General features: G+C 49.0%; 20 protein-coding genes. 14 read left to right on the forward strand and 6 right to left on the reverse strand.

Features of this window, described 5'->3' with window-relative positions; translation table 11 throughout:
• Positions 1 to 24: 24 nt before the first annotated feature.
• The 4 genes from BMZ56_RS01730 to BMZ56_RS01745 all read left to right on the forward strand — a co-directional run bounded on the left by BMZ56_RS01730 (position 25) and on the right by BMZ56_RS01745 (position 3,398).
• The gene (locus tag BMZ56_RS01730; RefSeq protein ID WP_090623292.1) at positions 25 to 726 is read left to right on the forward strand and encodes a MotA/TolQ/ExbB proton channel family protein; all 702 of its coding nucleotides are present in this window, start codon (positions 25 to 27) and stop codon (positions 724 to 726) included.
• A gap of 14 nt (positions 727 to 740) precedes the next feature.
• Complete coding sequence (locus tag BMZ56_RS01735; RefSeq protein WP_090623298.1) at positions 741 to 1,148, forward strand: ExbD/TolR family protein; 408 nt, start codon at positions 741 to 743, stop codon at positions 1,146 to 1,148.
• Between the two features lie 96 nt (positions 1,149 to 1,244).
• Positions 1,245 to 2,066 carry an energy transducer TonB gene (locus tag BMZ56_RS01740; protein WP_090623302.1) on the forward strand — a complete coding sequence of 274 codons (822 nt, stop codon included), beginning with the start codon at positions 1,245 to 1,247 and terminating at the stop codon, positions 2,064 to 2,066.
• 24 nt (positions 2,067 to 2,090) lie between these two features.
• Positions 2,091 to 3,398 (forward strand): bifunctional folylpolyglutamate synthase/dihydrofolate synthase, encoded by a 1,308-nt coding sequence (locus BMZ56_RS01745; protein ID WP_090623305.1) that lies wholly within the window; start codon positions 2,091 to 2,093, stop codon positions 3,396 to 3,398.
• A 10-nt stretch (positions 3,399 to 3,408) separates the two neighbouring features.
• On the opposite strand, the gene BMZ56_RS01750 is transcribed toward BMZ56_RS01745, so the two are convergent.
• From BMZ56_RS01750 to BMZ56_RS01765, 4 genes are all read right to left on the reverse strand, one after another.
• Entirely contained in the window at positions 3,409 to 4,425 is a 1,017-nt protein-coding gene (locus BMZ56_RS01750; protein ID WP_090623308.1) for an asparaginase, read from the reverse strand.
• On the reverse strand, positions 4,422 to 5,192 hold the full coding sequence (locus BMZ56_RS01755) for a TatD family hydrolase (RefSeq protein ID WP_090623311.1): 771 nt from the start codon (positions 5,190 to 5,192) through the stop codon (positions 4,422 to 4,424). Before BMZ56_RS01755 ends, BMZ56_RS01750 begins: the two co-directional genes overlap by 4 nt.
• Before the next feature lie 96 nt (positions 5,193 to 5,288).
• Complete coding sequence (locus BMZ56_RS01760) at positions 5,289 to 6,257, reverse strand: FKBP-type peptidyl-prolyl cis-trans isomerase (RefSeq protein ID WP_090623315.1); 969 nt, start codon at positions 6,255 to 6,257, stop codon at positions 5,289 to 5,291.
• Between the two features lie 12 nt (positions 6,258 to 6,269).
• Complete coding sequence (locus BMZ56_RS01765) at positions 6,270 to 7,283, reverse strand: DHH family phosphoesterase (protein ID WP_090623318.1); 1,014 nt, start codon at positions 7,281 to 7,283, stop codon at positions 6,270 to 6,272.
• A 212-nt stretch (positions 7,284 to 7,495) separates the two neighbouring features.
• On the opposite strand from BMZ56_RS01765, the gene BMZ56_RS01770 reads away from it, so the two are divergent.
• Positions 7,496 to 9,199 carry an IlvD/Edd family dehydratase gene (locus BMZ56_RS01770; protein WP_218146430.1) on the forward strand — a complete coding sequence of 568 codons (1,704 nt, stop codon included), beginning with the start codon at positions 7,496 to 7,498 and terminating at the stop codon, positions 9,197 to 9,199.
• Positions 9,200 to 9,203: 4 nt separating this feature from the next.
• Here the strand turns inward: BMZ56_RS01770 and BMZ56_RS01775 are convergent, their stop codons facing one another.
• A complete protein-coding gene (locus BMZ56_RS01775) occupies positions 9,204 to 10,103 on the reverse strand; it encodes an AraC family transcriptional regulator (RefSeq protein ID WP_090623325.1) in 900 nt (299 codons plus the stop codon).
• A gap of 50 nt (positions 10,104 to 10,153) precedes the next feature.
• Entirely contained in the window at positions 10,154 to 11,359 is a 1,206-nt protein-coding gene (locus BMZ56_RS01780; RefSeq protein ID WP_090623329.1) for a DUF763 domain-containing protein, read from the reverse strand.
• A 186-nt stretch (positions 11,360 to 11,545) separates the two neighbouring features.
• Here BMZ56_RS01780 and BMZ56_RS01785 point away from each other — a divergent pair, with 186 nt between their 5' ends.
• From BMZ56_RS01785 to BMZ56_RS01825, 9 genes are all read left to right on the forward strand, one after another.
• Complete coding sequence (locus BMZ56_RS01785; RefSeq protein WP_090623332.1) at positions 11,546 to 12,250, forward strand: FadR/GntR family transcriptional regulator; 705 nt, start codon at positions 11,546 to 11,548, stop codon at positions 12,248 to 12,250.
• Positions 12,251 to 12,380: 130 nt separating this feature from the next.
• Entirely contained in the window at positions 12,381 to 15,551 is a 3,171-nt protein-coding gene (locus BMZ56_RS01790) for a SusC/RagA family TonB-linked outer membrane protein (RefSeq protein ID WP_090623335.1), read from the forward strand.
• A gap of 13 nt (positions 15,552 to 15,564) precedes the next feature.
• Positions 15,565 to 17,019: a RagB/SusD family nutrient uptake outer membrane protein gene (locus tag BMZ56_RS01795; RefSeq protein WP_090623338.1), complete on the forward strand. Its 1,455-nt coding sequence runs from the start codon at positions 15,565 to 15,567 to the stop codon at positions 17,017 to 17,019.
• A gap of 31 nt (positions 17,020 to 17,050) precedes the next feature.
• On the forward strand, positions 17,051 to 18,253 hold the full coding sequence (locus BMZ56_RS01800; protein ID WP_245893037.1) for a sialidase family protein: 1,203 nt from the start codon (positions 17,051 to 17,053) through the stop codon (positions 18,251 to 18,253).
• Between the two features lie 47 nt (positions 18,254 to 18,300).
• A complete protein-coding gene (locus BMZ56_RS01805) occupies positions 18,301 to 19,779 on the forward strand; it encodes a sulfatase (protein WP_245893038.1) in 1,479 nt (492 codons plus the stop codon).
• A gap of 6 nt (positions 19,780 to 19,785) precedes the next feature.
• Complete coding sequence (locus tag BMZ56_RS01810) at positions 19,786 to 21,180, forward strand: sulfatase (protein ID WP_090623349.1); 1,395 nt, start codon at positions 19,786 to 19,788, stop codon at positions 21,178 to 21,180.
• Between the two features lie 11 nt (positions 21,181 to 21,191).
• Positions 21,192 to 22,886 (forward strand): sialidase family protein, encoded by a 1,695-nt coding sequence (locus tag BMZ56_RS01815; RefSeq protein WP_256213762.1) that lies wholly within the window; start codon positions 21,192 to 21,194, stop codon positions 22,884 to 22,886.
• A complete protein-coding gene (locus BMZ56_RS01820; protein ID WP_090623352.1) occupies positions 22,883 to 24,343 on the forward strand; it encodes a sulfatase in 1,461 nt (486 codons plus the stop codon). Before BMZ56_RS01815 ends, BMZ56_RS01820 begins: the two co-directional genes overlap by 4 nt.
• A gap of 19 nt (positions 24,344 to 24,362) precedes the next feature.
• Positions 24,363 to 25,769, forward strand: a complete 1,407-nt coding sequence (locus tag BMZ56_RS01825; RefSeq protein WP_090623356.1) for a sialate O-acetylesterase — start codon at positions 24,363 to 24,365, stop codon at positions 25,767 to 25,769.
• The last annotated feature ends 18 nt before the right edge of the window (positions 25,770 to 25,787 follow it).

Genomic DNA, 25,787 nt, shown 5'->3' on the forward strand with positions numbered 1-25,787 from the left:
ACAGGAAAACACATTACATTTATTATGTCATTATTACAACAAGACACTATTTACCCGCTTGATTCGTTAGCGGGTGCGGCACAGCAGACTGTAGAACTGGCGAACGAGAAAATTAGCCTGATTGACCTGTTATTCAAAGCAGGGTGGATTATGATTCCTTTGGCATTGCTGCTCTTTGCTACACTGGTGATATTCGTTGAGCGATACCTGACCATCCGGAAAGCTTCCAAATATGATCCGAGTTTGATGTCGCACGTGAAACAGAGTGTGCTTTCGGGTAGATTGGATTCTGCCCTGTCAGTTTGTAGAGCGAGCAATAGTGCGTTGGGCCGGATGCTTGAAAAGGGATTGCTGCGGATCGGCCGGCCGATTAAGGATATTGAAGGTGCCATTGAAAATGTCGGAAAGCTGGAAGTTGCCCGACTGGAAAAGAACCTCAATCTGTTAAGTATCATATCCACCATTGCGCCGATGCTCGGTTTCATTGGAACCATCTTCGGAGTTATTATTATTTTCCGGGATGTGGAAGCCGCCGGCGGTATCGATATAGCCAGCGTCTCGGGAGGATTGTATGTGAAAATGATCGCATCGGCAACGGGGCTTACCATTGGTATCCTGGCGTTTGCAGGGTATCACACACTGAATACGATGCTTGAGCGACTGATTCTTCGGATAGAAACCGATGCGATTGAATTTGTTGATTTATTGGATGAACCCGGTTCCTAAAATTTGCTGACGCGATGAATTTAAAAGCGAGACGAAATCGATCGGAAGTCCGAGTCTTTACAGATTCCCTGAATGACATCATGTTTTTCCTCATGCTGTTCTTCTTGTTGGCATCGGCTGTTTCCAATCCCCAGGTGGTGAAGCTGTTGTTACCCCGTTCAAGTGCAGGAGAACAGTCTGTGGCGAAGAAAACGGTGACTGTGTCTGTTACCCAGGATCTGAAATATTACCTAGACAAGCAGGAAGTTCCTTACGAAAATCTGCTGAATGCCATTCAGGCTTATGTGCAACCGGGAGAAGAGCTGACGATTATGTTGTATGCAGATAGCACCGTGCCTATTCAGAATGTGATTTCGGTAATGGACGTAGCTAACAAACTTAAAATTAGGTTGGTTTTAGCTACAGAACCGATGAAAGAATAGCTACTTGCGTATATCGCGCAGGTTAATTAAGTTTGTTTATGGAATTGGCAGGTTGAATGCATCCTAGGTTTAACAGGCAAATGTAGTATTGATACGATGAGTTATTATCGGATACAGGAAGACAACAATTTCCCCAAGGCGCTGTGGATATCCTCGGGGATCATGGGGGGGCTGTTGCTTCTCAGTTTTATTATCATGATCGGATCGGCTTTTCCGGAGATTGGGACGGGCGGCATCATTGTCAATTATGGTACTTCCGATGTGGGGATGGGGGATGACTATATGACCGTGGATGAAGCATCGACGGATCCCAATGCCAACAATGTACGGCCTGATAAGATTGATCCGCAACAAGAAACGCAGGAAACTCCATCGCAACAGGTTACGGAGCGAAGTGTCGCTACACAAGATCTGGAAGACGCACCAGCAGTAGTGGCTAATGAACCGAAGAAGGCCAACGCTGAAGAGGCAACGGTGGAAAAGAAGGATAGCAAGCCCGCGGTGAATCCGAATGCGCTGTATTCCGGAAAGCGTAACAATTCCTCGGGCCGTGGCGACGGTACCGGCACGGAAGGTGGCAACCAAGGCAGCAATCAGGGTGATCCACTTTCTTCCGACTATGGCGAAGGAGGATCAGGGGATGGTGATGTTGGACTTTCCATCCAAAATCGCGGTTGGGCGGTGCCACCCGATATTGAGGATAAGGGACAGCAGGCTGGTGTGGTAATGGTAGAGGTACGTGTTGCCCGCGATGGCCGGATTACCTTTGCGCGGGTCAGCTTACGCGGAACAACGTTGACGGATAAGGCGCTGTGGGATAAATGTGAACGCGCAGTACGGTCTGCCCGGTTTAACGAGATTGAGCGAGCACCAAGGGAGCAACGTGGACTGATTCCCTTTCGATTCAAACTGAAATAAGACGATCCGTTTGTTTAGTCGACCATGAACTACGAGGAAGCTGTCGATTACCTCTATGCGCGGTTGCCCATGTTCACGCGCGATGGAGTATCTGCGTTTAAGAAGGACCTGACCAACACATGGCAACTGTGCGAAGCACTTAACAACCCCCAGGAGCGGTTCCGTTCCCTACACATTGCGGGTACAAATGGTAAAGGTTCGACGTCTCACATGCTAGCGGCTATCCTACAGGCTGCGGGATACCGGACCGGATTGTACACTTCGCCCCATCTGCTGGATTTCCGGGAGCGGATCCGTATCGACGGGGCCTTGGTTTCCAAGCAATCCGTAACCGATTTTATCAATCAGCACCGTCCATTGATCGAGTCGATTCAACCGTCTTTTTTCGAGGTAACCGTGGCAATGGCATTTGATTATTTTGCCCGCGAGAAGGTAGATATAGCCGTTATAGAAACCGGATTGGGCGGCAGGCTCGATTCAACCAATGTCATCAATCCGCTGCTATCTATCATTACCAATATTGGGTATGATCATACCAATATGCTGGGCAATACGCTACAGGAGATTGCGGGTGAAAAAGCAGGTATCATCAAGTCTGGGGTTCCTGTCGTGGTGGGTGAATGGCAGCCGGAAGTTTCAGGCACTTTTGAGCGGATAGCGAGTGAGAAGAAGAGTCCTCTGGTTTACGCTTCGTTGGAATGGAGGGTAAGGCCTACGCAAAATGGCCAAGCCTATCAATACCTGGAAGCAATTCATCGAGGTGAACCCAATGGGAGCTGCTATGCGCTGGACCTGAAGGGAAGATATCAAGCGAAAAACCTACCAGCCGTACTGATGGCGGTGGAGATATTACGATCAAAGGGCTTTTCCATCGAAGAGGTGCAAGTCAAACAGGCGCTGAAGCAGGTACAGCGGGTTACCGGTTTGATGGGAAGGTGGCAGACACTAGCCAGTGCTCCGTTGATTATCTGTGATACGGGACATAATGTGGATGGATGGCATGAAGTATTGGCGAATATCGCTGTAACTCCTCACAGCAGGCTTCACATGGTATTAGGAGTAATGCGGGATAAAGATTTGGATAAGATGTTACCATTGCTACCTGAAGATGCCCGCTATTATTTTTGTGAAGTGGCGATGCCCCGGGCACTGCCTGCTGCGGAGCTGCTTGCTGCTGCGGCGATGCATGGCCTGGATGGGGAGGCGCGGAGTAGCGTAGCGGACGCCCTGCAAGCTGCACAACAACATGCGGCCGAGGATGACCTCATTTTTATAGGCGGGAGCACCTTTATCGTGGCTGATGCCTTATTGGCGCTGGGCTTTAAATCGTGATAGGCTCCGCTCAGCGAGTCAGTTCTCCGCGGATATTCTGTTCCGCCCAATAGGCGACTTCATCTTGTTGCGAAAATTCTCCCTGTAAATACATGAGTTTCGTGACGGCAGCCTCAAACGTCATGTCGTACCCGCTGAGCACACCCATTTCTTTGAGGTATCTACTGGTTTCATACCGCCCCAGTTCAACGCTCCCTACCTTACATTGGGAGATGTCAAGGATGTTTTTTCCGTTGCGGATGGCTTCCTGTATCAGGCCCAGGAACCAAGGGGCTGTGGTGGTATTGCCCGAGCCGAAGGTTTCCATGATAACCGAGCGCGCCTCGGACTCCAGCACCGCCCGGACAACCTGTGGGCTGATGCCGGGGTATAGTTTGAGTACGGAAACGGAATTGTCTAGTTTCGTATGTAAGATGAACGCTTTGTCGCTGTTATCGAGCAGCGCATCCTTGTTGTATTTGAGGTATACGCCGGCTTCGACCAGCACGGGGTAGTTGGGCGATCGAAAGGCTTCAAACTTCGCGGAATTGTATTTAAATGACCGGTTTCCACGGAACAGTTTATTATCGAAAAAGATGCATACTTCATGAAGTAGGGACTTTCCTTTTTTCTTCGCCGAGGCAAGCTCGAGCGCCGTAATCAGGTTTTCCCTAGCATCGGTACGAATTTCGCCGATGGGAAGCTGCGAACCGGAGAGGATCACCGGCTTTTGCAGTCCTTCGAGCATAAAACTCAATGCCGAGGCAGAGAATGCCATGGTATCGGATCCATGGAGAATGACAAAGCCATCGTATGCATCGTAGTTTTCTTTGATGATGTTGGCCATTTCGACCCATATGGCAGGCTGCATATTGGACGAGTCGATGATCGGTGTGAATGAATGTACACTGAGGTTATAATTCAGCCGTGCCAGTTCGGGAATATTTTTCGCGATGAGGTCAAAATCAAAGGGTACGAACGTGCCGTTGTGTTCGTCTTTGACCATGCCAATGGTTCCCCCTGTGTAAATTACGAAGACGTTATTCATTTAATTCGAAATATCTGCCGGGCGTTTTCTGTCGTGGCTGCAGCGACGGTTTCCAGGGAAATCCCGTGTAAATCTGCGATTTTTTGTGCGATATGCAGTAGGTAACTGCTTTCGTTCTTTTTGCCGCGGTAGGGCATCGGTGCCAGATAGGGTGCATCAGTTTCCAACACGACATGTCGGAGATCAAGTGCGGCAACCACCGCATCAAGTCCGGCATTTTTATAAGTAACCACTCCGCCGATTCCCAGGTTCAGCCCCAGGTCAATTGTGCGTTTAGCCTGTTGGCTGTTGCCGGTAAAACAATGTAAAACGCCTCTAAGGCGACCGTCCTGCACTTCGTCGAGCAGTTCAAAAAGTTCGTCGAATGCATTCCGGCAATGGATGGACACGGGTAGGTCCAATACTTTGGCCCACATAGTCTGTATGCGGAACGCCTCTTGTTGAAGGGGCAGCGTCGTTTTGTCCCAATAGAGATCAATGCCGATTTCACCGATGCCATACACCTTATTCTCAGCGATTGTTTTTTCTATCACCGCTAACTCGTCCTTATAATTGGCTTTTACTTCACAGGGATGTAACCCCATCATGGCATAGCAGTGACCGGGAAAGGAGGCGACTGTGCCGAGTACTTTGGGAATAGATTCCCTATCGACATTTGGAAGAAGCAACTGCTGTACGCCATTGGTAAAACAACGTTGCATTTGGAGATCCAATTCCGGTGTACCAAACAAATAGTACAGGTGTGTATGCGTATCGGTTAATGTCATCATCGTTTCGTGGGCCGTGTGCAAACTTAGGGAACTCGTGTTTGAAATCCAACTAAAACAAGAACGCCTTCCGTTGGGGAAGGCGTCCGATTACGATTACTGCGCTGTGCTGTCCTGAGCGGCTGCATCGTTTGCTGCCGGTTTGAGGACATCAATGAGTTCGATGTCAAATACCAAGGGAGCAAAGGGTGGGATTACCCCGCGACCATCACCGCGCTCGCCGTATCCGAGTTCGGAGGGGATGATGAGTTTTGCCTTGCTACCTTTGGGCAATAACAGCAAACCTTCGTCCCAACCGGGTATTACCTGCCGCACGCCAATGGCAAACTTGGCAGGCTCATACGGGCGCATCGGATTGTATGTATTATTCTTTTCAGCTACCTCCTTAATGGAGGTGTCAAATACATCGCCGGTAGCTACCAGGGCACCGGTATAGTTTACTTTAACGGTGTCGCCGGCTACCGGTTTTTCACCTGTGCCTTCTTCGGTGATGATGTATTGCAATCCGGAAGCGGTTTTCAGGGGTTCAAGATTATTCTTTTTGATATAGTCGTTGATTTTGCCTTCCTCGGAGGCTTTCAACTTTTGGATTTCCCCGTCGAAATACGTGTTTACTTCGGCATACAGTGCGCTGTCAGTCAGTTCACCCTTTTTGAAGTGCTTGTTTACTTTCACATTGAACGTCACGTAATGATCGGCAAAATCCGGTTTGGGCTGCATGGTTTTTGCAGCCATTGTATCCAGGTTTAGCTTAAATACGGCACTGTCACCTTCTCCCAACATTTTAAACATGGAGTTGTAATCGCCGGGATATAAACCAGGGAGGGAATCCGCGGCGATGTTTATGATTTGGGGAAGGCCGATTTTGTACGTGCTGGAAAGGAGCGAGTCCCGATCCGTGGTCACGGTCATATTGACGGAAAGCAGATCGCCTGTTTGCGCTTTGGGTTGACCGCCATCCTTTATAATTTTGTATTGTAAGCCTCCTTCGCCTGTTTTGAATTGCTGGCAGGCACCGGCAAGCACAAGGGTTGCAAGTCCTAAACTAAAAACTGATTTCTTCATTTTTCTATGTGATTAATTATGTGTTAATTGTGTTTTATATTCCGGTAAAATGGATTTGAATTTTTTCACTACGTCCAATAGCGGTTCGTTTGAATTTCCTCCGGCGGCATTGCGATGGCCACCGCCATTGAAATAGCGTTTGCAGATTTCGTTACAGGGAAAATCACCGATGGAACGTAGCGAAAGCTTCACCTGTTCGGTGCGGTCTATGATCAGTGCAGCAAGCTTCATCCCACTGATTGCTAATGCGTAATTGACCAAACCTTCGGTATCGCCTGTGGTGATGTGAAAGCGGTGAAGGTCCTGACGAGAGATGCTAAAGAGCGCGGTATGGTATTCGGGAATTACTTCGAGTCTATTTAATAAACAGAATCCCAAGAACTTAAGTCGGTTTTCGGTGTAGCTGTTGTATACATGTTCGTGAATTTCCCAGTTTTTAGCTCCAAGTGTAATGAGGTCGGCGGCAATTTCATGTACCAGGGGAGTGGTGGTCTGAAAGCGGAAAGAACCTGTGTCAGTCATAATCCCCGTATAGAGGCAGGTAGCGATTTCGGGCGTAACAGACCGGTGGTCGTCCATGACGTTAGCGATAAAGTCATAAACCAACTGCGCGGACGCGGCCGCATGACTGTCCCAATGTCGGTAATCATCGAAGCCTTCAGGTTCCAAATGATGGTCGATCATGATCTTTATACCGCTAGCGTTTCTCACGGCATCCTCCATGGCGTGTATCCTCGGCAGTCCATTGAAATCCAAGCAAAAAATAAGGTTCGCTTGGTCAATCAGTGCATCGTTGGCGGCTTTGTCTTCGGTATATATCCGTATATCGGCTCTTCCGGGCATCCAATCCAGAAACGTCGGGAAATCAGAAGGCACCACAATATGTACTAGGTGATTTTTGGCTTTCAACCAATGGTATATTGCCAGCGAAGACCCCAATGCATCCCCATCGGGTTTATGGTGGGTGGTGACAACAATGTGCTTCGGTTTGGTCAGTTCCTCCTTAAGCGCTTCCGGTGTAAACATGCAACTGCTAAAAGTGTGCAAACCTACTATAAAAAATCCGATTACCGAATTTTTGAGCTTCGAAATCTAAAATTTTATTAGCTCCTTTTTGTTACAAACTTTTGGTGGTAAAAAAACAGATTTTTTGCACAAATTATCGTAATAACCACGGTGATTTTTTTTTCGAAATTTGCGTAACGTAAAGACTTTATTTACTGACTAGACGATCAATTATGTTAAGAAGCCAGGGCTGGTTTGGCCGAAAAGGAAAGGATGGCTTCATCTATCGGGCATGGATGAAGAACCAAGGGATCCCGGATGATGAATTCAGGGGTAAACCGGTGATCGGTATCTGCAATACGTGGTCGGAGCTTACACCCTGCAATGCGCATTTCAGGGAGTTGGCCGAATCCGTAAAGCGGGGGGTGCTGGAAGCCGGAGGTTTTCCGGTTGAATTTCCGGCTATGTCGTTGGGAGAGACGTTAATGAAGCCCACGGCCATGCTTTTTCGGAATCTGGCCAGCATGGATGTCGAAGAATCCATCCGTGCAAATCCCGTAGATGGAGTGGTACTGTTGTGCGGCTGTGATAAAACGACTCCTTCGTTGGTGATGGGGGCATGCAGTGTGAATCTTCCGACCTTAGTGGTGTCAGGAGGGGCGATGCTGACCGGAAAGTATAATGGACGGGACATCGGTACGAGCGACTTATGGCGGTTTTCCGAAGACGCGCGTCGCGGTATCATGACCGAGGAGGAATTGAACCTTGCCGAAGCAGGTATGTGCCGGAGCCGCGGGCATTGTGCTGTGATGGGTACGGCGTCGTCCATGGCGTGTATGGTGGAATCGTTGGGACTGTCATTGCCGGGTAATGCCGCGATACCGGCGGCCGATGCCAACCGGAAAGTGCTTGCCCAACTGTCGGGAAGGCGCATTGTAGATATGGTGCATGACGATGTTAAACCATCTGACATACTTACCCGGTCGGCATTTGAAAATGCCATCCGGGTAAATGCTGCGATCAGCGGGTCGACAAATTTTGTCATTCACCTGCTGGCTATTGCCGGGCGGATTGGTGTACCCCTTTCGATCGATGATTTCGATCGGTATTCGAGAGACATCCCGTTGGTTGCCAATATCCAGCCTTCGGGCAAGTATTTTATGGAAGATATGTACTATGCCGGAGGGTTACCTTCGGTGATGTATGCGATCCGGGAGCACCTCCACGTGGATTGCCTGACGGTGAATGGGCGTACGGTAGGGGAAAATATCGCCGAAAGACGAAGCCTGAATACCACGGTAATTGCCGATGTGGAACAACCTTTCAACGAAATCGCCGGTGTGGTGGTACTAAAAGGTAATCTTTGCGAGGCGGGTGCCGTGCTTAAGCCATCCGCTGCGAGTCCGGCATTGATGCAGCATACAGGCCGCGCGGTCGTGTTTGAAGATATCGAAGATTATAAGCATAAAATTGACGACCCCGATCTGGATGTCGACGAGACGTGTGTGCTTGTACTGAAAAACGTAGGGCCTAAAGGATACCCCGGAATGCCGGAGGTCGGCAACATGGGGCTTCCGGCAAAACTGCTGGAAAAGGGCATCACCGATATGGTGCGCATATCCGACGGCCGTATGAGTGGAACTGGATTTGGTACGGTGGTATTGCATGTATCGCCCGAGGCGGCAGAAGGAGGGACCTTGGCACTGGTGGAAGATGGAGACATGATCCGGCTGGATGTACTGGGCCGCCGCCTTGATCTGCTGGTGGACGAAGATGAATTGGCGCGACGACAGAATAATAGGGCGGATGCCTCAAACCGTTTTACACGAGGGTATGCGAAGTTATATGTCGATCACGTAGAGCAAGCTCATCTTGGCGCGGATTTCGATTTTCTGAAGGGAACATCGGGAAGTGAAGTGTCCCGCGATTCGCACTAATGGGTTATAGACGGTGAATGGGTGTCTGGCGGCAGTTAGCTTTGTATTGGGTAGGACTCAGCCCGGTTTGATTTTTGAATAATTTGTAAAAATGCGCCAACGAATCGTAGCCACAACGGTAGACTACTTCCTTGACGGAAAGGTCACCTTGCAGGAGCAGTTCTTTTGCGTTTTCGATGCGGAGTTCTGTTAAGAACGTCGAGAAGTTCTTCTTCATCCGCTGTTTAAAGTACCTGCTGAAGCTGGATTCCGTCATGCAAGCCAACGCCGCTACCTGCTGCAGGTAGATTGGCTTGTCTACGTTGTTTTTTACAAAATTGATGGCAATTACCAACTTATCTGTATCGTCGGCGTTTGCCTGGACCGGTGCATGGGATAGAATATAACGTTTATCGTGTGAAGTGGAAATGAGGTGCATAATCTGCAACATCCCGTTCACCTTTTCAAATCCCGATGTTGCGGAGAGCGACTTAAGTTGCTCTGCGATAACGTTGCGCGTTCGACCATATATGCGAATACCTTTGGTGGCCTGCTGTACCATTCGCCTGATTTGGTCAAATTCTTTTAGGGAACCTAACAGCTGGTTGAAAATTTTGGAATTGAAGTAGGTGATGATCACTTTGGATCTAAGCGTTGATCCTTCTTCGTAGAATGCCGGGTCACTCAACCAGACGTGAGGTACATTGGAACCGATAAAAACCATGTCGCCAGCTTCGAATGGTTCTACCCGGTTTCCGATAATCCGTTTTCCAAATCCTTGTTCGACAAACACCAGCTCCATCTCGGGATGCGCATGGAAAGAAGGCCGGGAATGAAAAGGAGACCAAAGAAAGGGTTGTTCCCGCTTGTCGATATACAGGGATTCATTGATGAACGGCGTGATTTCTGTCCGCAGTAGTTTCATGGTTTCTTGGTCATCCAGCAAAAGCGAAAGTAAGGAAATTATCGAGATATTCAATCGAATAGACTCAGCTGTCCGCTTTTTGGGGGTTTTGCATCACCAAATACTGTTTTTCCGCCGTATTTCCAAGCATTGTCCCGTTCAATTTTTAAGAGTTCATTCAAGTTGTCTTTGGCTGCAAAATCGTGTTCGGCGCGATAGGCCAACTTGCTCAGCGCCTTGATGGCTTGTTTTTTGTCGTCCATACCGAGTTTGGATCGTTGGACAGCGTGACTGAGCACATCAATGGTATCATCGTATACCTTGGTGAGCACCGGGAAAGGATGTCCGTCTTTGCCACCGTGCGCAAAAGAGAACCTTGCCGGATCTTCGAATCTGGAAGGTGTGCCGTAGATGACCTCACTCACTAAGGCAAGCGACTGCAGCGTACGCGTGCCCATGCCCCGCAGCAATAGGAGTTCTTCAAAATCGGCTGGACTTTTTTCGTGCGTAAGCCATAGCATGGCGCCCAATCGTTTGAGGTCAATATCCTTGGATGTCACGTGATGGCGATTTGGCATCACCAATTTGGATGCCTCTGCTAAAATATGTATGGGTTTTTCCCTGCATAAACCGATGATGGCATCTTTTGCCGGTTTCGCATCGGCGGCGGTCATGTCAATGATTTTTCCTTGGTGGATGCCACAGATTCCTGCGTGCGGTTTTTCGGTAAACGATGTAAATGCAGGGGAGTGCCAATGGTACCTCCGGGCGGAAGCGTCGGCATCTTTCATTCCCTGTTGAACCACGGTCCAGTCGCCGTTGTCGCTCACAATAAAGGTGTGGAGATACAATTGATAGCCATCTTGGATAGCCGTATTATCAACCTTGGCAACCAATTTAGAAGCCCGTACCAGTTGCCCGCTATCTAAGCCGTTCCGATCGCTGTATTGAAATAATTCGTGTGGTGTATTTTTGGAATGTTTACCCTTACCGCCACAAATATAGATGCCCAATTCTCGGGATAAGGGATTGATGGACTTTTTCAATGCTCCCAGTACGGACGTGGTGATGCCGGAGGAATGCCAGTCCATTCCCAACACACAACCCAAGCTTTGAAACCAAAAGGGATCAGCCAGCCTTTTCAGGTATTCCTGTTTACCAAAGTCTTGGAGTATACATTCCGTAATTGCCAAACCCAGGCTTGCCATTCGATTGGCGAGCCAAGTGGGTACATGGCCGTAGTGAAGGGGTAGGGTAGCTGTTCCGGATTGTTTCATACGTGTATTTCGGATGGACGCAAATTAATTGGCCGATGTAAATTTACTAATAAAAATAGTAATTAAAAAATTAAAAAAGAGATTGATTGAGTTTTGCAATCTATCGTGCCCAGCGATGAATTTCATTTGTCCTACATAATCACAAAAAAATAATGCATTTTTGCTGGCTCTACACATACATACTAAATGGCAAATAAGAACTTAAGCAGAGATATTGAGCGAATTGCCCCGTCGACCATGGCCGACGTGGTGGAAACTCGGTTGCGGGAATATTTAAAGAAGAAGGCGTTCAAGCCGGGGGATGCATTGCCTAAAGAACTGGAATTGGCTGAGGCGCTGGATGTGAGTCGAAATGTTGTGCGCGAAGCGTTAAGCCGCTTACGTATGTTGGGTATGATCGAATCGAGGAAAAAGCGGGGTATGGTATTGGCAGAACCCGATATCCTGGGTGGATTCGAGCGGGTGATGGATCCGTTGATACTCGATGTGAAGACGCTCCAGGATTTGTTTGAGTTACGCCTTGTGCTCGAAATGGGACTTGCCGATATCCTGTTTACGCGATTGACCGAGAAGGACTTGATCGACCTGGAGCAGATTGTTAACAAAGAGGTGAATAAAGTGCAAAAGCCGTTTAAAGTCAAGCATGAAATCGCGTTTCATGGCAAACTTTATCAAATGACAGGCAACGATACATTCCGGCGGTTTCAGAATATGTTACTGCCCGTATTTGAATACGTAGTAAGTGAAGAGGCAAAGATCAATGGCGAGGCGAAAGTCGGCAAGGTAACCCACCGGGATTTGCTGGAGTTGCTGAAAAAAGGTGATCCAGAAGATTTCAGGAAAGGAATGAAGGAACACCTGAGCCCGCATTTTGAGCGTGTGCGAAAATAGGAATTGTAACAAATCGATCTAAACAAGGGAAATCATGAAAAATATTTGGAAGTGTGAATTTAATACTCTTATTTTGTTGATATGTTCTACATAAGAACGAGAATACCAAATATTAAATTTGTACTGAATTATGAGGTTAGCTTTATTTATTCTTATTTTCTCTTGTTGGATATTCTGTCCAAGTCAAGAGGCTAATGCACAAGGCAGGTCGGTTTCTGGGACGGTCAGGACATCAGCTGGGGAACCGGTGCAGGGAGTTACGGTTTCTCCCAGCGGCTCAACGGCCAAAGCCACTACCGACGATGTAGGTGCCTATCGGATCGATGTGCCTACTGCGGGACAATCACTCACTTTTTCGGCGGTTGGTTTTGAGACACAGGAATTAGCCATTCCGGCTTCAAACGTTCTGGATGTGGTACTGGCTGAGGCACAAACCAACCTGGATGAGGTTGTCGTCGTAGGATACGGTACGCAATCGCGCCGTACCGTCACTTCGGCTATCACGAAAGTGGGCGGCGAGGTGCTGCAGGATATTCCGATCAGCACGGTAGGCGAAGGTTTGAAAGGCAAGGTGGCCGGCGCACGGGTCTATTCGTCTAATAATACGCCGGGTGCTGATGCCGTTTTCCGGATACGTGGCGGCTCGTCCATCAACAAATCCAATGATCCATTGGTGTTGGTAGATGGAGTGGAGCGAGCTTTTTCGGGAATCAATCCCAATGACGTGGAGTCCATTGAGGTGCTTAAAGATGCTGCATCCACGGCCATATACGGTTCGCGGGCTTCCAACGGTGTGGTACTGATTACGACGAAACAGGGGTCTGCGGCACAAGCCCCGCGAATTACATTTGATGTAAACCTTGCCCATCAGGAAGCGGAAACCTTGATTGATTTCATGAATGCGCGGGATTATATCAATACAGTGAGGCCGGCTGTTGCCCTGAGTCCCACACCTCAATATAACAGTACTTCAGGCTTTTCAGCAAGTACGGGGAACAACGAAAGTTCCATTTATTCGACCCGCTACCTGATGGACGGCGAATCAATTCCTACAGGATATGCTTCGATGCCCGACCCACTGGATCCATCGAAAACCATTATTTACCAGGACAACGATTTTCAATCATTGATGTACCGGGAGGTGCTTTGGCAGAACTACTACCTGGGTATAGATGGCGGAAATGAATTTATCCGGTATGCTGCCAGCGGCGGATTCACCGATGACGGCGGTGTAGCATTGGGTACCGGCTATTCAAGGTATAGCGGCCGCGCAAAAGCGGATGTCAAAATTTCCGATCGGTTGACTTTGAATACGGCTTTTGACTTTTCCCGTACGCGCTCGAGTGAATTTGAGAATCAGATGAATATCATTGCCCGCGGGCTTGCAGCTCCACCGACGCAGAAGGTTTACTTTGCTGACGGCACCCCGACACCTGGTTTTAACGCCACGTCCCCTAATCCGGTGTGGTGGGATTATACGCGGGATGTCGGAAACAAAGATCAGCGGCTTTCGTTGATCGGTGGGTTAAATTACCGCATTTTAGATCAGTTGAAAGCCAATGTACAGCTTTCGAACTATAACCACGTATCGCAATACGATTATTTTGAGAAAGCCCATCAATTCAGTGGCTTACGCACGACTGAGTCGAGCTTCAATGAGTTGGGAAGAACGAAATTGGATGCATACCTTTCCTTTGATGAAACCGTTGGCAACCATCACAGCTTGTCGGCCATGGCAGGATATTCCTATCAGGTGACGGATCGGAAGGCCCTCTCGGCCAGTGCAACGGGAGCGAGTTCGGACAAAGTTCCCACGTTGACTGCGGGTCCGAATAAGACCGGCGCGGAAAGCAACTTTGAGAAAGAAGTGCTTATCGGTTATTTCGGCCGCCTTTCTTACGATTACCAGAAAAAATACCTCTTGATGGCTACTTTTCGCTACGATGGTTCGTCGTTTTTTGCCGAAGGCAACCAGTGGGGCTTTTTCCCCGGTATATCTGGTGGCTGGATAATTTCCGATGAAAATTTCCTTCGGGACAGCCGTGTGGTCGATTATCTGAAATTGCGTGCGAGCTTCGGCCAGACGGGGAACAATTCGATCGGGCTTTACGACGCGTTGGGGCGGTATGCTACGGATGCACGGTACAACGGAAATGCAGGGATTGTTCCGGCTACCATGCCAAACCGCGACCTTACGTGGGAAACTTCCACGCAGCTTGACGTAGGTTTTGATTTGAATATTATCAACAACCGGATTTCGATCAGTGCGGATTATTTCAACAAGATTACCGAAGATCTGCTGTTCAGTATGGAACTTCCCAATACCTCCGGTTTCAATAATGTTCAGACGAACGTGGGTAAGGTACGGTTCCACGGATATGACTTGGAGCTTTCCTCACGGAACATACAAACGGATGCGTTTTCCTGGGATTCCAAGCTTACCTGGAGCTTCGTTAAAAACGAGGTGTTGGAATTGCCCGATAACGGTCGGGACCGGAATCGGATTGGTGGTATTACGCTGGATGATGGCACCGCATTCGGAGGAACCGCCGAAGGCGAACCCTTGTACCGGTATTATGGATTCATGGTGGACCACATTCTGCAAAATGCAGAGCAGGCGGCAAATGCAAGATACGATGAACGAGCAAGGGGTTGGGATCCTGCAGACGGGCAGAATATCCGGGGGCGTAAGCTTTCGGGCGACTATGAATGGATGGATCGCGACGGGGATGGACGGATTACGGATAAGGACCAATTCGATTTGGGCGTAACGGTACCGCATACAACAGGCGGATTGAATAACTCGTTTTCCTATAAGAATTTCAGCCTGAATGTGTTTGTCGATTGGGCTTTGGGGCATTCCATTAATCACAATGCCTATATGCGGTACTTCATGAATACGTTTGCTAACAATTATACCATCGTTAATGCGGTAAAAGAAACCTGGAAGCAGGAAGGCGACGATACGAAGTATGCCCGGTTTACGGCAAATGATCCCGATGCCGGAAATTCCAACTTCTCCCGGACTTCCAATGTTTTCAACTACAAGGGAGATTACCTATGTATCCGGGAGGTGACACTCCAATATCGCATGCCGGAACATTTATTCGGTAGATTGGGAATCAATGGCTTGACGTTGACCCTGTCCGGAAATAATTTGCATTATTTCTCTGCCGTACAAGGTACGGGTATTTCCCCCGAGGTGGGCGCTTCCACCACATACAGCAACAGTGCAGCAACCAGGTATTACAATTATCCGCCGATCCGTAGATTCTCGGTAGGAGCTAAAATCACTTTGTAAATAGTACAGCGTTATGAAAATCAGACGATATTACCTTACTTACATAATGGCCGGTTTGCTCAGCATGCAGGCATGCCATGATAAACTCGACATCAGTCAAAAGAGTGCAATCACCGCTACGTCGATGTGGGAGAGTGAAGGTGACGCACTTGCTGCTGTCTATGGGACCTTTAATAAAATGCGCTCATCGTTCTCTGCCGCCTACGTATTCTGGGGAGAATACCGTTCGGGTCTTTGGGGGCCGGGAATAGCAACTAATGCAACATATAGCGATCCATTTACCAACCAGTTGAATGCGACGCATACCCATGCAAATTGGCAGAACTTGTACACGACCATCAATGATTGTAACCTGATCTTGAAGTACACCCCGAACATTTCCTTTATCAATGAAGCGGACAAAAATAAAGTGCTTGCCAATGCGTTATTTGTCCGTGCATTTTGTTACTATTGGATAGCGCGCGTTTGGGGCGATGCACCGATATTGTTGAACGGGTTTGAATCGGGGCAACAAGAAGACCTGTACCCTTCGCGTGAGTCTGCCGATCGGGTTTTCGAGCAAGTAGGTATCGATTTGGCGGAAGCCGGTTCGCTGATGCCTGAAAACGTAGTCGATCGTAACTTGGCTTCCAAGGCCGCTATTCATCTCCTGCAGGCCGATTATTACCTATGGATGTCCAAAGTAAGGGGCGGTGGCGAAACGGCACTGAATGCAGCCAAACAAGCAGTAGATCAGGTATTGGGCAATTCCAACTATGCGCTGATGTCGGATTTCAGTAGTGTATTTGAATCGGAACTCAATCAGGAGATCGTTTTTGCCTGGAGCTTTGTTCAGGACGAGCATACGGGTGGGTACCCGGCAGATCTGCTCGTACCGTTGCAGTATATATCTGCTCAGTATGTGGAGAACCCAATCAAGGTCGGAACTCATCAGCAGTGGATATTCTTAACCGATGATTTCAAAAACTTCCTGTCGGAAAATGCCGATGATCAGCGGACAAATGTCAGTTTCGAAACGTTTTTCGATGCCCCGAAAAATACCATGTTTCAATGGGTTAATAAATTTTCAGGCAGTTGGGAAAATCAAACACGCGTTTTCGATTCGGATATCGTTGTATATCGGTACGCTGACGCCTTATTGATGAGTGCAGAAATCGAAAATGCATTGGGCAACTCGCCATTGGCTGTTGAACAATTAAACAAGGTGGCAGCGCGGGCTTATGGCGTAGCTGATTTTTATGCAAACACGTTATCACCGCAACAAATAGACGACGCCATTTTGACCGAACGGAAAAAGGAATTCGTAGCTGAGGGTAAAATTTGGTGGGATCTCATCCGGTTCGGTGTGGTATTTGACGAAGTGCCCACCTTGGTTGGTCGTGAAAACGAGCAGAACGTTCTTCTCTGGCCGGTGCACAACTCGTCGATCAATACGAATCCAAATATCATTCAGACACCTGGTTATTGATTCGTAGGAAAAAAGACGATATTAGCTATTGATGAAGGTATTAAACAGACAATTTGCAGGTATGGGGTTTGGGACTCCAAGGAGTGGGACTTTATTAGCGTTATGGGTTTTTGTGACGCTTCTAATTGGTGGTGCATCCTATGCCCGGCAGTCCGCACCGGTTTATTCAGATAGCACTTCTATTGTTGTGTTTGATCCGGCTATTCATCCCTACTCTTCACTTCGGATTCCTGCGCTGGTAGTTTCCAAGCGGGGAACACTCCTTGCGTTTGCTGCAGGCAGGATAGACAGTGGGAGCGATTGGGCAGATATGGACCTTGTGATGCGTAGGAGTGAAGATGGTGGCCGTACCTGGGGACCCTTACAGGTCGTAGCCCGACGTGAGGGGCATGCACCTACGGATAATCCAACCCCTATTGTTGGAGCGGATGGAACGATTCACTTGGTTTATCAACGGGATTATGCACGGGCCTATCACATTCGTTCGGTAGACGATGGAAAGACGTGGAGTGATCCAACCGACATTACGTACGCGTTCGATGCTTTTCTGGATGAGTATCCCTGGAAAGTGTTGGCACCCGGGCCGGGCCATAGCATTCAACTTCGGAGTGGTCGCTTAGTCGTGCCTGTTTGGTTAGCAGCGTCGGACGTAGTAACTCCGCACAGGAGCCACCGGCCTTCGCGCATCGCTACCATCTACAGTGATGACGGCGGGACGACCTGGAAGCGGGGTGCTTTGGTTCCTGATGTGGCTGGGTTCAAAAATCCAAGTGAGACGATGGCAGTGGAATTGGCGGATGGGCGCGTGATGTTAAACATACGTAACGAGTCTGAACGCCGCAGAAGAGGGGTAAGCTATAGCGATGACGGCATTTCAGGGTGGACGGCCCCTACCTACGTGGATGCGCTGTTTGAACCAATCTGCATGGGGAGCATCCTGCGTGTGGATAGTCCAGGAGGCGATCCAGGGCTATTGTTTGTCAACCCCGATAGCGAATCGATTCCCAGACATCCACGTGCGAACCTAACGGTGAAGTGGAGTGTCGATGGCGGCAAAACCTGGCCCGCAGCTCAGGTATTGGAGCAAGGTATAGCTGGATATTCCGACTTAGCGGTTGATGCCGATGGCACGGGATATTGCTTATATGAAACCAAACAGACTGGCTCGCAGAAAGGTTTGTCTATCCATCTTGTACGGTTTGATATACAGCAGCTTCGAGGACAGGAAAGATAGTGAGGTTTTCAAATATGCGTGTAGGTTTTCCATTAAATAGGTTCGTATTGTTAATCGTATTGGCATTGCCAACGACAGGAATTTCAGTTGCCCAAGTGAACGAAAAAGCCCGGAGCAAGGATTCCTCGAGACCCAATGTGCTATTCATTGCGGTGGACGATCTACGTCCGCAATTGGGATGTTACGGTGATACGGTAGCCCATACGCCTAATATCGATCGGCTGGCGAAGATAGGAATCGTGTTCAATCGGGCTTATTGCCAACAAGCCGTTTGTGCGCCTTCCCGGGCTTCGGTATTGACAGGCCGGCGGCCGGATGCGACGAAGGTATGGGATTTGAAAACGCATTTCAGAACGGCTTTGCCTCATGTCGTTACCTTACCCCAGCATTTCAAACAACAGGGATATGATACCCGGAATGTCGGTAAGATCTACCACGATCCGAAAAATGCGCAGGACCCGATTTCTTGGTCGGCGCCGGAAATCATGGCCGTCACGGATGAGGCTGGACCAAAATACGTGTTGACCGAAAACTTACCGACCGCAGGGTCATGGAAAGCGGCGGCAACTGAATGTGTGGATGTGCCAGATAGTGCGTATGTGGACGGAAAAGTGGGAAACGCTGCCGTGGAGCTCATCGAAGAACTAAAAGACACCACTTTTTTTCTCGCCGTGGGATTCCGTAGGCCACACCTCCCTTTTACGGCACCCAAACGCTATTGGGATCTATACGACGTGGATGAAATCCCGTTGCCTGCTCACGATCGTGCACCGGAGAACACACCGGAAATCGCCCTGCATAATAGCGTGGAATTGCGCGGATATACCGATATCCCGGATGTCGGGCCGATGTCTTCAGGGAAAATCCGTGAATTGCGTCATGGGTATTACGCCAGCGTCAGCTATATTGACCACCAGATCGGCCGACTACTGGATGAACTGGAACGGCAAAACCTGTTAGCAAATACCATAATCGTTCTATGGAGTGATCATGGGTATCATTTGGGTGAACTCGACCTTTGGTCGAAAACCACCAACTTTGAGCTTGATACACGCGTGCCCTTGATTATCGCTTCGCCGTTATTCCATCACCAGCATGTTCATACGGATGCGTTGGTCGAACTGGTCGATCTCTATCCCACCTTAGCAGACCTCGCGGGACTGCCCATTACCGACGGATTGGAAGGAACCAGCATGGCACCATTGATTGCAAACCCCAATCGCACCTGGAAGAAAGCTGTATTCAGTCAGTTTCCACGCCCCTGGATGTATCAGGGCGAACCAGAGGTAATGGGTTACTCGGTGAGAACTGCGGATTATCGGTATACGGAATGGATATCGACCAACGATAAGTCGGTGAAAGCGGCTGAGCTATATCATTATAACGAAGGTATCGAAACAGCGAACCTCGTCGATCAAGCCACATATAGTAAAAAGCAAGCGGTATTGAGGCGGCTGTTACACGATGGGTGGAAGAAGGCACGTCCAGGAAACGCTGGAAAATCAGCCTCATCCAAAAAACACTAATCGATTATGCACAAGTGCCTTATAGGATTGGTCTCTTTGCTGCTTTGTTTTCAAGGCGTGATGGCTGGCGGCAAAAATCCGAACCGACCGAATATTATATTTATCTTAGTGGATGACCTGGGTTGGGCCGATCTTGCAACTTATGGTAATTCGATTCACGAGACGCCAAATATTGATCGACTGGCGGCAAGTGGAATGACTTTTACCGATGCGTATGCATCAGCCCCTATTTGTTCGGCCTCGCGTGCATCACTTCTCACCGGTAAGTCGCCCGCCCGGCTTGGCTTTGAGTTTGTAACCAAACCAGACGACAGTGATGTGCCGGAAGGTACGTTACTTCGGCAACCGAGGTATCCAAGGGATTTACCGCTGAGTGAAAAGACGATTGCTGAGCAGATCAGTCCGACTTACGTCTGTGGTTATTTCGGCAAATGGCACTTGACCCAGGAAAACGACCGTTACCTGGGGTGGGGAAATATGTTCGGGCCCTTTCAACAGGGATTCCGTGTGGGGGCTGAGCACAGGGGAAGCCACTCATACGGTTATTCTCCCGCCGAGAAAGGGACATTCAGCAACCTCGCCAGCGGAACGTTTCCGGTAGACTCGGTGACGGAATTGTCCATCCGTTTTCTGGAGCAGCATCGCGATGCGCCCTTTATGCTTTATTATTCCATGTACTATGTCCATGCACCCGTAAAAACGCGGAGCAAATGGCTATACGATAAGTATCGCGAGAAATTAGGGTCCGCTGCCAGTGAGGAATTGATCCATTACGCCGCATTTATCGAGACGATGGATCATTACATCGGCCAGTTACTTCAGGCGGTTGAACAATTAAAGTTGGGTGAGAATACACTCATCGTCTTTACTTCGGATAACGGTGGCGACCCGCGCTTTTCCAAAAGTGAATCGTTGAGGGGAGGAAAGTGGACGCTCTATGAAGCGGGTATCCGGATTCCTACCATTGTATGCTGGAAAAACGTGATTAAAGCCGGGGCGATCAGCCGTATACCCATCAATGGTTACGACTGGTATCCAACGATTGCCGAGCTGACTGGCGTTCCCAACCTACCCAAGTGTACCATCGATGGCCAGAGTATCGTTCCGGTTTTGCTTGGCAAGGGACAGTCAACAACCGATAAAAATCGAATACTCTATTGGCATTTTCCGTTTTATCACCCACCGGTTGTTAATTCGAAACCGCAGTCTGCAATAAGGATGGGGAAATATAAGGCCATCTATTTCTATGAGGAAGACCGGATCGAATTGTATGATCTCGATACGGATAGTGCCGAACAGCATGATATTTCAAGGGCGGAGCCAGCACAGGCGTCGACGATGAAAAAACTGCTATTCGATAAATTGGACTTGGTACATGCCAGGATGCCCGTAAAAAACTAAGACTTAATTTAATGATTGCCATGTTAAAAGCTCAGTTATCCAAACGATTTTTTTTCATGCTGTGCCTGCTATTGGCTGCCGTGGCGTTACGTGCCAACCAGGCCGCTAAGGTGACTGTTGAGCAGCAGCAATATGAGGTGCCCGTTTTGACCCAGAAAAGTCACAACCCTGTATTGCGGCTGAAAGTAACCGTGCCGGCGGACGAGCAGCCATTGACTTTAAAATCATTGGTTGTGGAGTTGAAAGGCACAACCACTATGCGGGATATTGCTGCGATTGACGTATTTTACTTAGGAAGTGATTCCGTATTCAACGGACGGTCTGTTACCAATACAGCACCCTTCGGTACAGCCACAAAGGTGCAGGCGAAAACAACTATAAAAGGAGAAAAAACATTAACATCGGGCGACCATTTTCTTTGGGTATGTTATACCCTCAGGGACGATGCGGCGATCCTTGGCCGCATTGGCACCGCATGTAAGCGTGCGTCATTTAGTAATGTAACAGTTGCGCCAAGCCGGAAGGGGAATCCTATAAGACAACGTATTGGCGTTGCGTTGAGGCAACATGGGCAGGACGGTGTGCATACCTCCCGGATACCGGGATTGGCCACAACCAATAAGGGAACATTGCTTGCTATTTTCGATGCGCGTTATGAAAGTGCACGTGATCTGCAGGGACACATGGATATCGGTTTGCACCGCAGTACGGATGGTGGACAGACGTGGGAACCACTGCAGGTCGCGATGGATATGGGCGAGTGGGGCGGATTGCCGCAGAAATTCAATGGTGTCTCGGATGCCTGTATATTGGTTGACAAGAACTCCGATGCCATTTATATCGCCGGTTTATGGATGTATGGTGTAATTGACGCCGCAGGTACATGGGTAGAAGGTTTGACCGATACCAGTACCGTATGGAACCATCAGTGGCGTAACAAAGGATCCCAGCCTGGTTTTGGCATTAAGCAAACCTCTCAATTTCTGATCGTGAAAAGCACCGATGACGGCCAAACTTGGGGCGAACCGGTAAACCTCACCGAGCAGTGTAAAAAAGAGGAATGGTGGCTGTGGGCACCGGCGCCGGGACGTGGAATTACCCTGGAAGATGGCACACTTGTTTTCCCTACGCAGGGACGCGATGCGTCGGGCAAACCCTTTTCCAACATTACCTATAGCAGCGACGGGGGCAAGACTTGGAAGACCAGTAACCCCGCATTGGATGTACCCGGTGGAACCACGGAGTGTGCTGTGGTGCAGCTCGCTGATGGCACCTTGATGCTAAATATGCGGGCCAATAGCAACCGGGGGAACGAAGGGGCTGATAATGGGCGTGCAATTGCCGTCACCGATGATATGGGCGCCACCTGGCAAGAACACCCTACATCTTTCGGGGCATTGCCGGAACCGACTTGCATGGCGAGTCTTTATATCCACGAAGATGCGGCGAAGCGTGCAGGTAAACGGCGGCTCATGTTATTCCTGAATCCCAACTCGAAAACGGCACGCGACCACATCACGCTGAAAATGAGTCTTGATGAAGGCAACAGTTGGCCAACGGAATACTCGCTTTTACTGGATGAATGGAAGGGCAGGGGATATTCGTGTATAACCAGTGTGGACAGTGAACACATCGGTGTGCTATACGAAAGCAGCCAGGCAGATATGGTGTTCCAGAAAATCAGTATTAAGGAATTGGTGCGATGAAGCATTTTAAGTTGTTTATAATTTGGCCGTTGTTTTTTTTATCGTGCCAACGGAATCCTGATACAAGACCCAATGTACTATTCATCGCTGTGGATGACTTGAACGATTGGATTACACTTTTCGATGCGAATAATCCCATAAGAACACCTAACCTGGAGCGGTTGGCATCCAAGGGTGTCTTTTTTACCCATGCGTATTGCTCTTCACCGGCGTGCAATCCTTCCCGAGCGTCGTTATTGACCGGCACGAGGCCCCATAAAACCGGGATCTATGGTAATAAATCAGATTGGCGAAAAGCACTTCCTCAGACGGAAACGATCCAACAATATTTTATGAATCATGGATATTTTTCAGCAGGAGCAGGGAAAATTTTTCATCACCATTGGGACGGAGCATTTCATGATACAGCATCGTTCCACGAATTCCAGCCCATGCCCGACACCTATCCGGATTCCCCCTTGCCTGCCAGGAAATTGAATGGCTTTGAATGGTACGGCAGCAAAAATACCGACTGGGGGGCGTGGCCGCTAGCAGTGGGGGATGCCGTGGATTACCGTACCGTGAGCTACGCTGGAGATTTTTTAGACAGGGCGCACGAGGAACCCTTTTTTCTCAGTATCGGTATATTCAGACCTCATATGCCAGGCTATTCGCCCCCGCAATATCGGGAAAAATACCCAGTTGAAAATGCGGTTATGCCAGTAGTGAAAGCGAACGATTGGGATGATCTTCCTAGTGGCGCAGCTCAACTTCTGGAACCTTCTAAATGGTTCTGGCAGGGCATGGAGCGGGCGATAGCCGAAGATCCACAGGCTTGGGCGGACATGGTCACGTCTTATCAGGCAGCGGCCTCCTTTGCAGATGCACAAATCGGACGCCTGCTGGATGCGCTTGAGCAAAGCCCTTATGCAGACAATACCGTCATTGTATTGTGGAGCGACCACGGTTATCATCTCGGGGAGAAGCAGCATATGGAAAAGTTCGCCCTTTGGGAAAAGACTACACACGTCCCGTTTATCGTGGTTGCTCCTGGGCAAATAAAGCCAGGTACCACTATTCACACTCCCATTGATCTCACAACGGTTTATCCAACCCTTATCGACTTGTGCGGATTACCTGCTAGGTCCGGTTTGGATGGCTATTCTGTGCTACCCCTCCTGGAAGATTCCACAGCTAGTTTCCCTCCGGCATTGATGACCTATATGGAGGGCAACCACGCCATAAGGACAGCACGGTGGCGGTATATTCGGTACGCAGACGGTACAGAGGAACTATACGACCACACAAAGGATGGTCACGAATGGAACAATTTGGCTGTTGATACGCACTATTTGGCGGTGTTGGATAGCCTTAGGCCGTTCGTCCCTTCATCAAGTGCTGTTGCTGTTGCGGATATGGTCAAGCCATCTCGGGTAATACAAACGGAATATCGGGGCGATTCGAACGTTGTACGATGAAACTTTGAAAATATTAGCAATGAAAACAGTTTATTATGTAAAATCGATCATCCTGTTGCTGTCAGGCTTGCTTTCAGGTTCAGCCGCTGCGGAAATCGAGCTACCCGCAGTAATCGGCGACGGTATGGTGCTCCAACAGCGGGCGAATGTACCGCTTTGGGGGACTGCGGACGGCCAGACAGTGACCGTCACTACTTCATGGAACCAAAAGAAATATCAAGCCCGGGTTAACGGTTCAGGTGTCTGGCGGCTGCACGTAGAAACACCTCAAGCCGGAGGACCTTATGAAATTCACCTAAATGACGGAGACAAAAAGGTATTGAAAGATGTATTGATCGGCGAAGTGTGGCTCGCTTCCGGACAGTCCAATATGGGAATGCGGGTGGGCAATTCGCCTAAAGACACGGTTTTGCATGCGGGTAAACTTATGGCGGAAGCCGGGTATCATCCCACGATTCGCCTTTTTAGGGTGCCGGTAAACTCGGCAGTCCACCCGTTGGGCGATTGCGATGCGGAATGGACTGTGCCTGATTCGGCATCCGTTTCAGCGTTCAGTGCAGTCGCTTATCAGTTTGCGCTTAATTTACAGGACGAACTTGATATACCTATTGGGATTGTGCAGTCTGCCTACGGCGGTACCCAGGTACAGGCATGGATGGATTCCACTACGCTGAATAGCTTTCCGGAACTGGCGGGCCAGCCAGTGCCGCACAACATTACTAAAAATACACCCACCGTACTGTTCAATGCCATGATTAATCCGATCTTAGGATATGGCATCAGAGGTGCGATATGGTACCAAGGGGAGGGAAATCGTGCCACTGCTAATCGGTATGCAGATTGGTTTGCGGACATGGTGTCGGGCTGGCGGCAACGGTGGGGACAGGACGATTTCCCCTTTTACTATGTGCAGATCGCACCGTTTAAATACGATGGAAAGCACCAATCTGCGTACCTCCGGGAAGCACAGTTGGATGCAGCTAATCGCATCCCCAATACGGGCATGGTGGTGACCATGGATGTAGGTTCTCAAAGTACCATTCATCCGCCAGACAAGACGACGGTTGCCAGCAGGTTATCAAATCTCGCATTGGCACGGACCTATGGGATGAACCGGCACGAGGTAGATAGCCCGGAATTAAAGCGCATAAAGACGGATGGAGCGCGAGTTTACCTTTATTTTGATCACGTAGGCGATGGATTGACTGATTCAGGAAGCGGGTTGCGATGCTTTGAGATCGCGGGTGAAGATCGGGTTTTTTATCCGGCCGAAGCACATATCGTCTCGAAGGGTGAAATCAGGGTCACCTGTCGGCAGGTAACCAAACCTGTGAGCGTTCGTTACGCATTTAAAGATTGGGTAGTTGGCGACCTATTTAACTCAGTGGGACTGCCTGCTTCATCGTTTAGAACCGATGATTGGTAAAGATATTATTAAAAGTTG

This window comes from Parapedobacter indicus (assembly GCF_900113765.1).
Taxonomy (GTDB): domain Bacteria; phylum Bacteroidota; class Bacteroidia; order Sphingobacteriales; family Sphingobacteriaceae; genus Parapedobacter; species Parapedobacter indicus.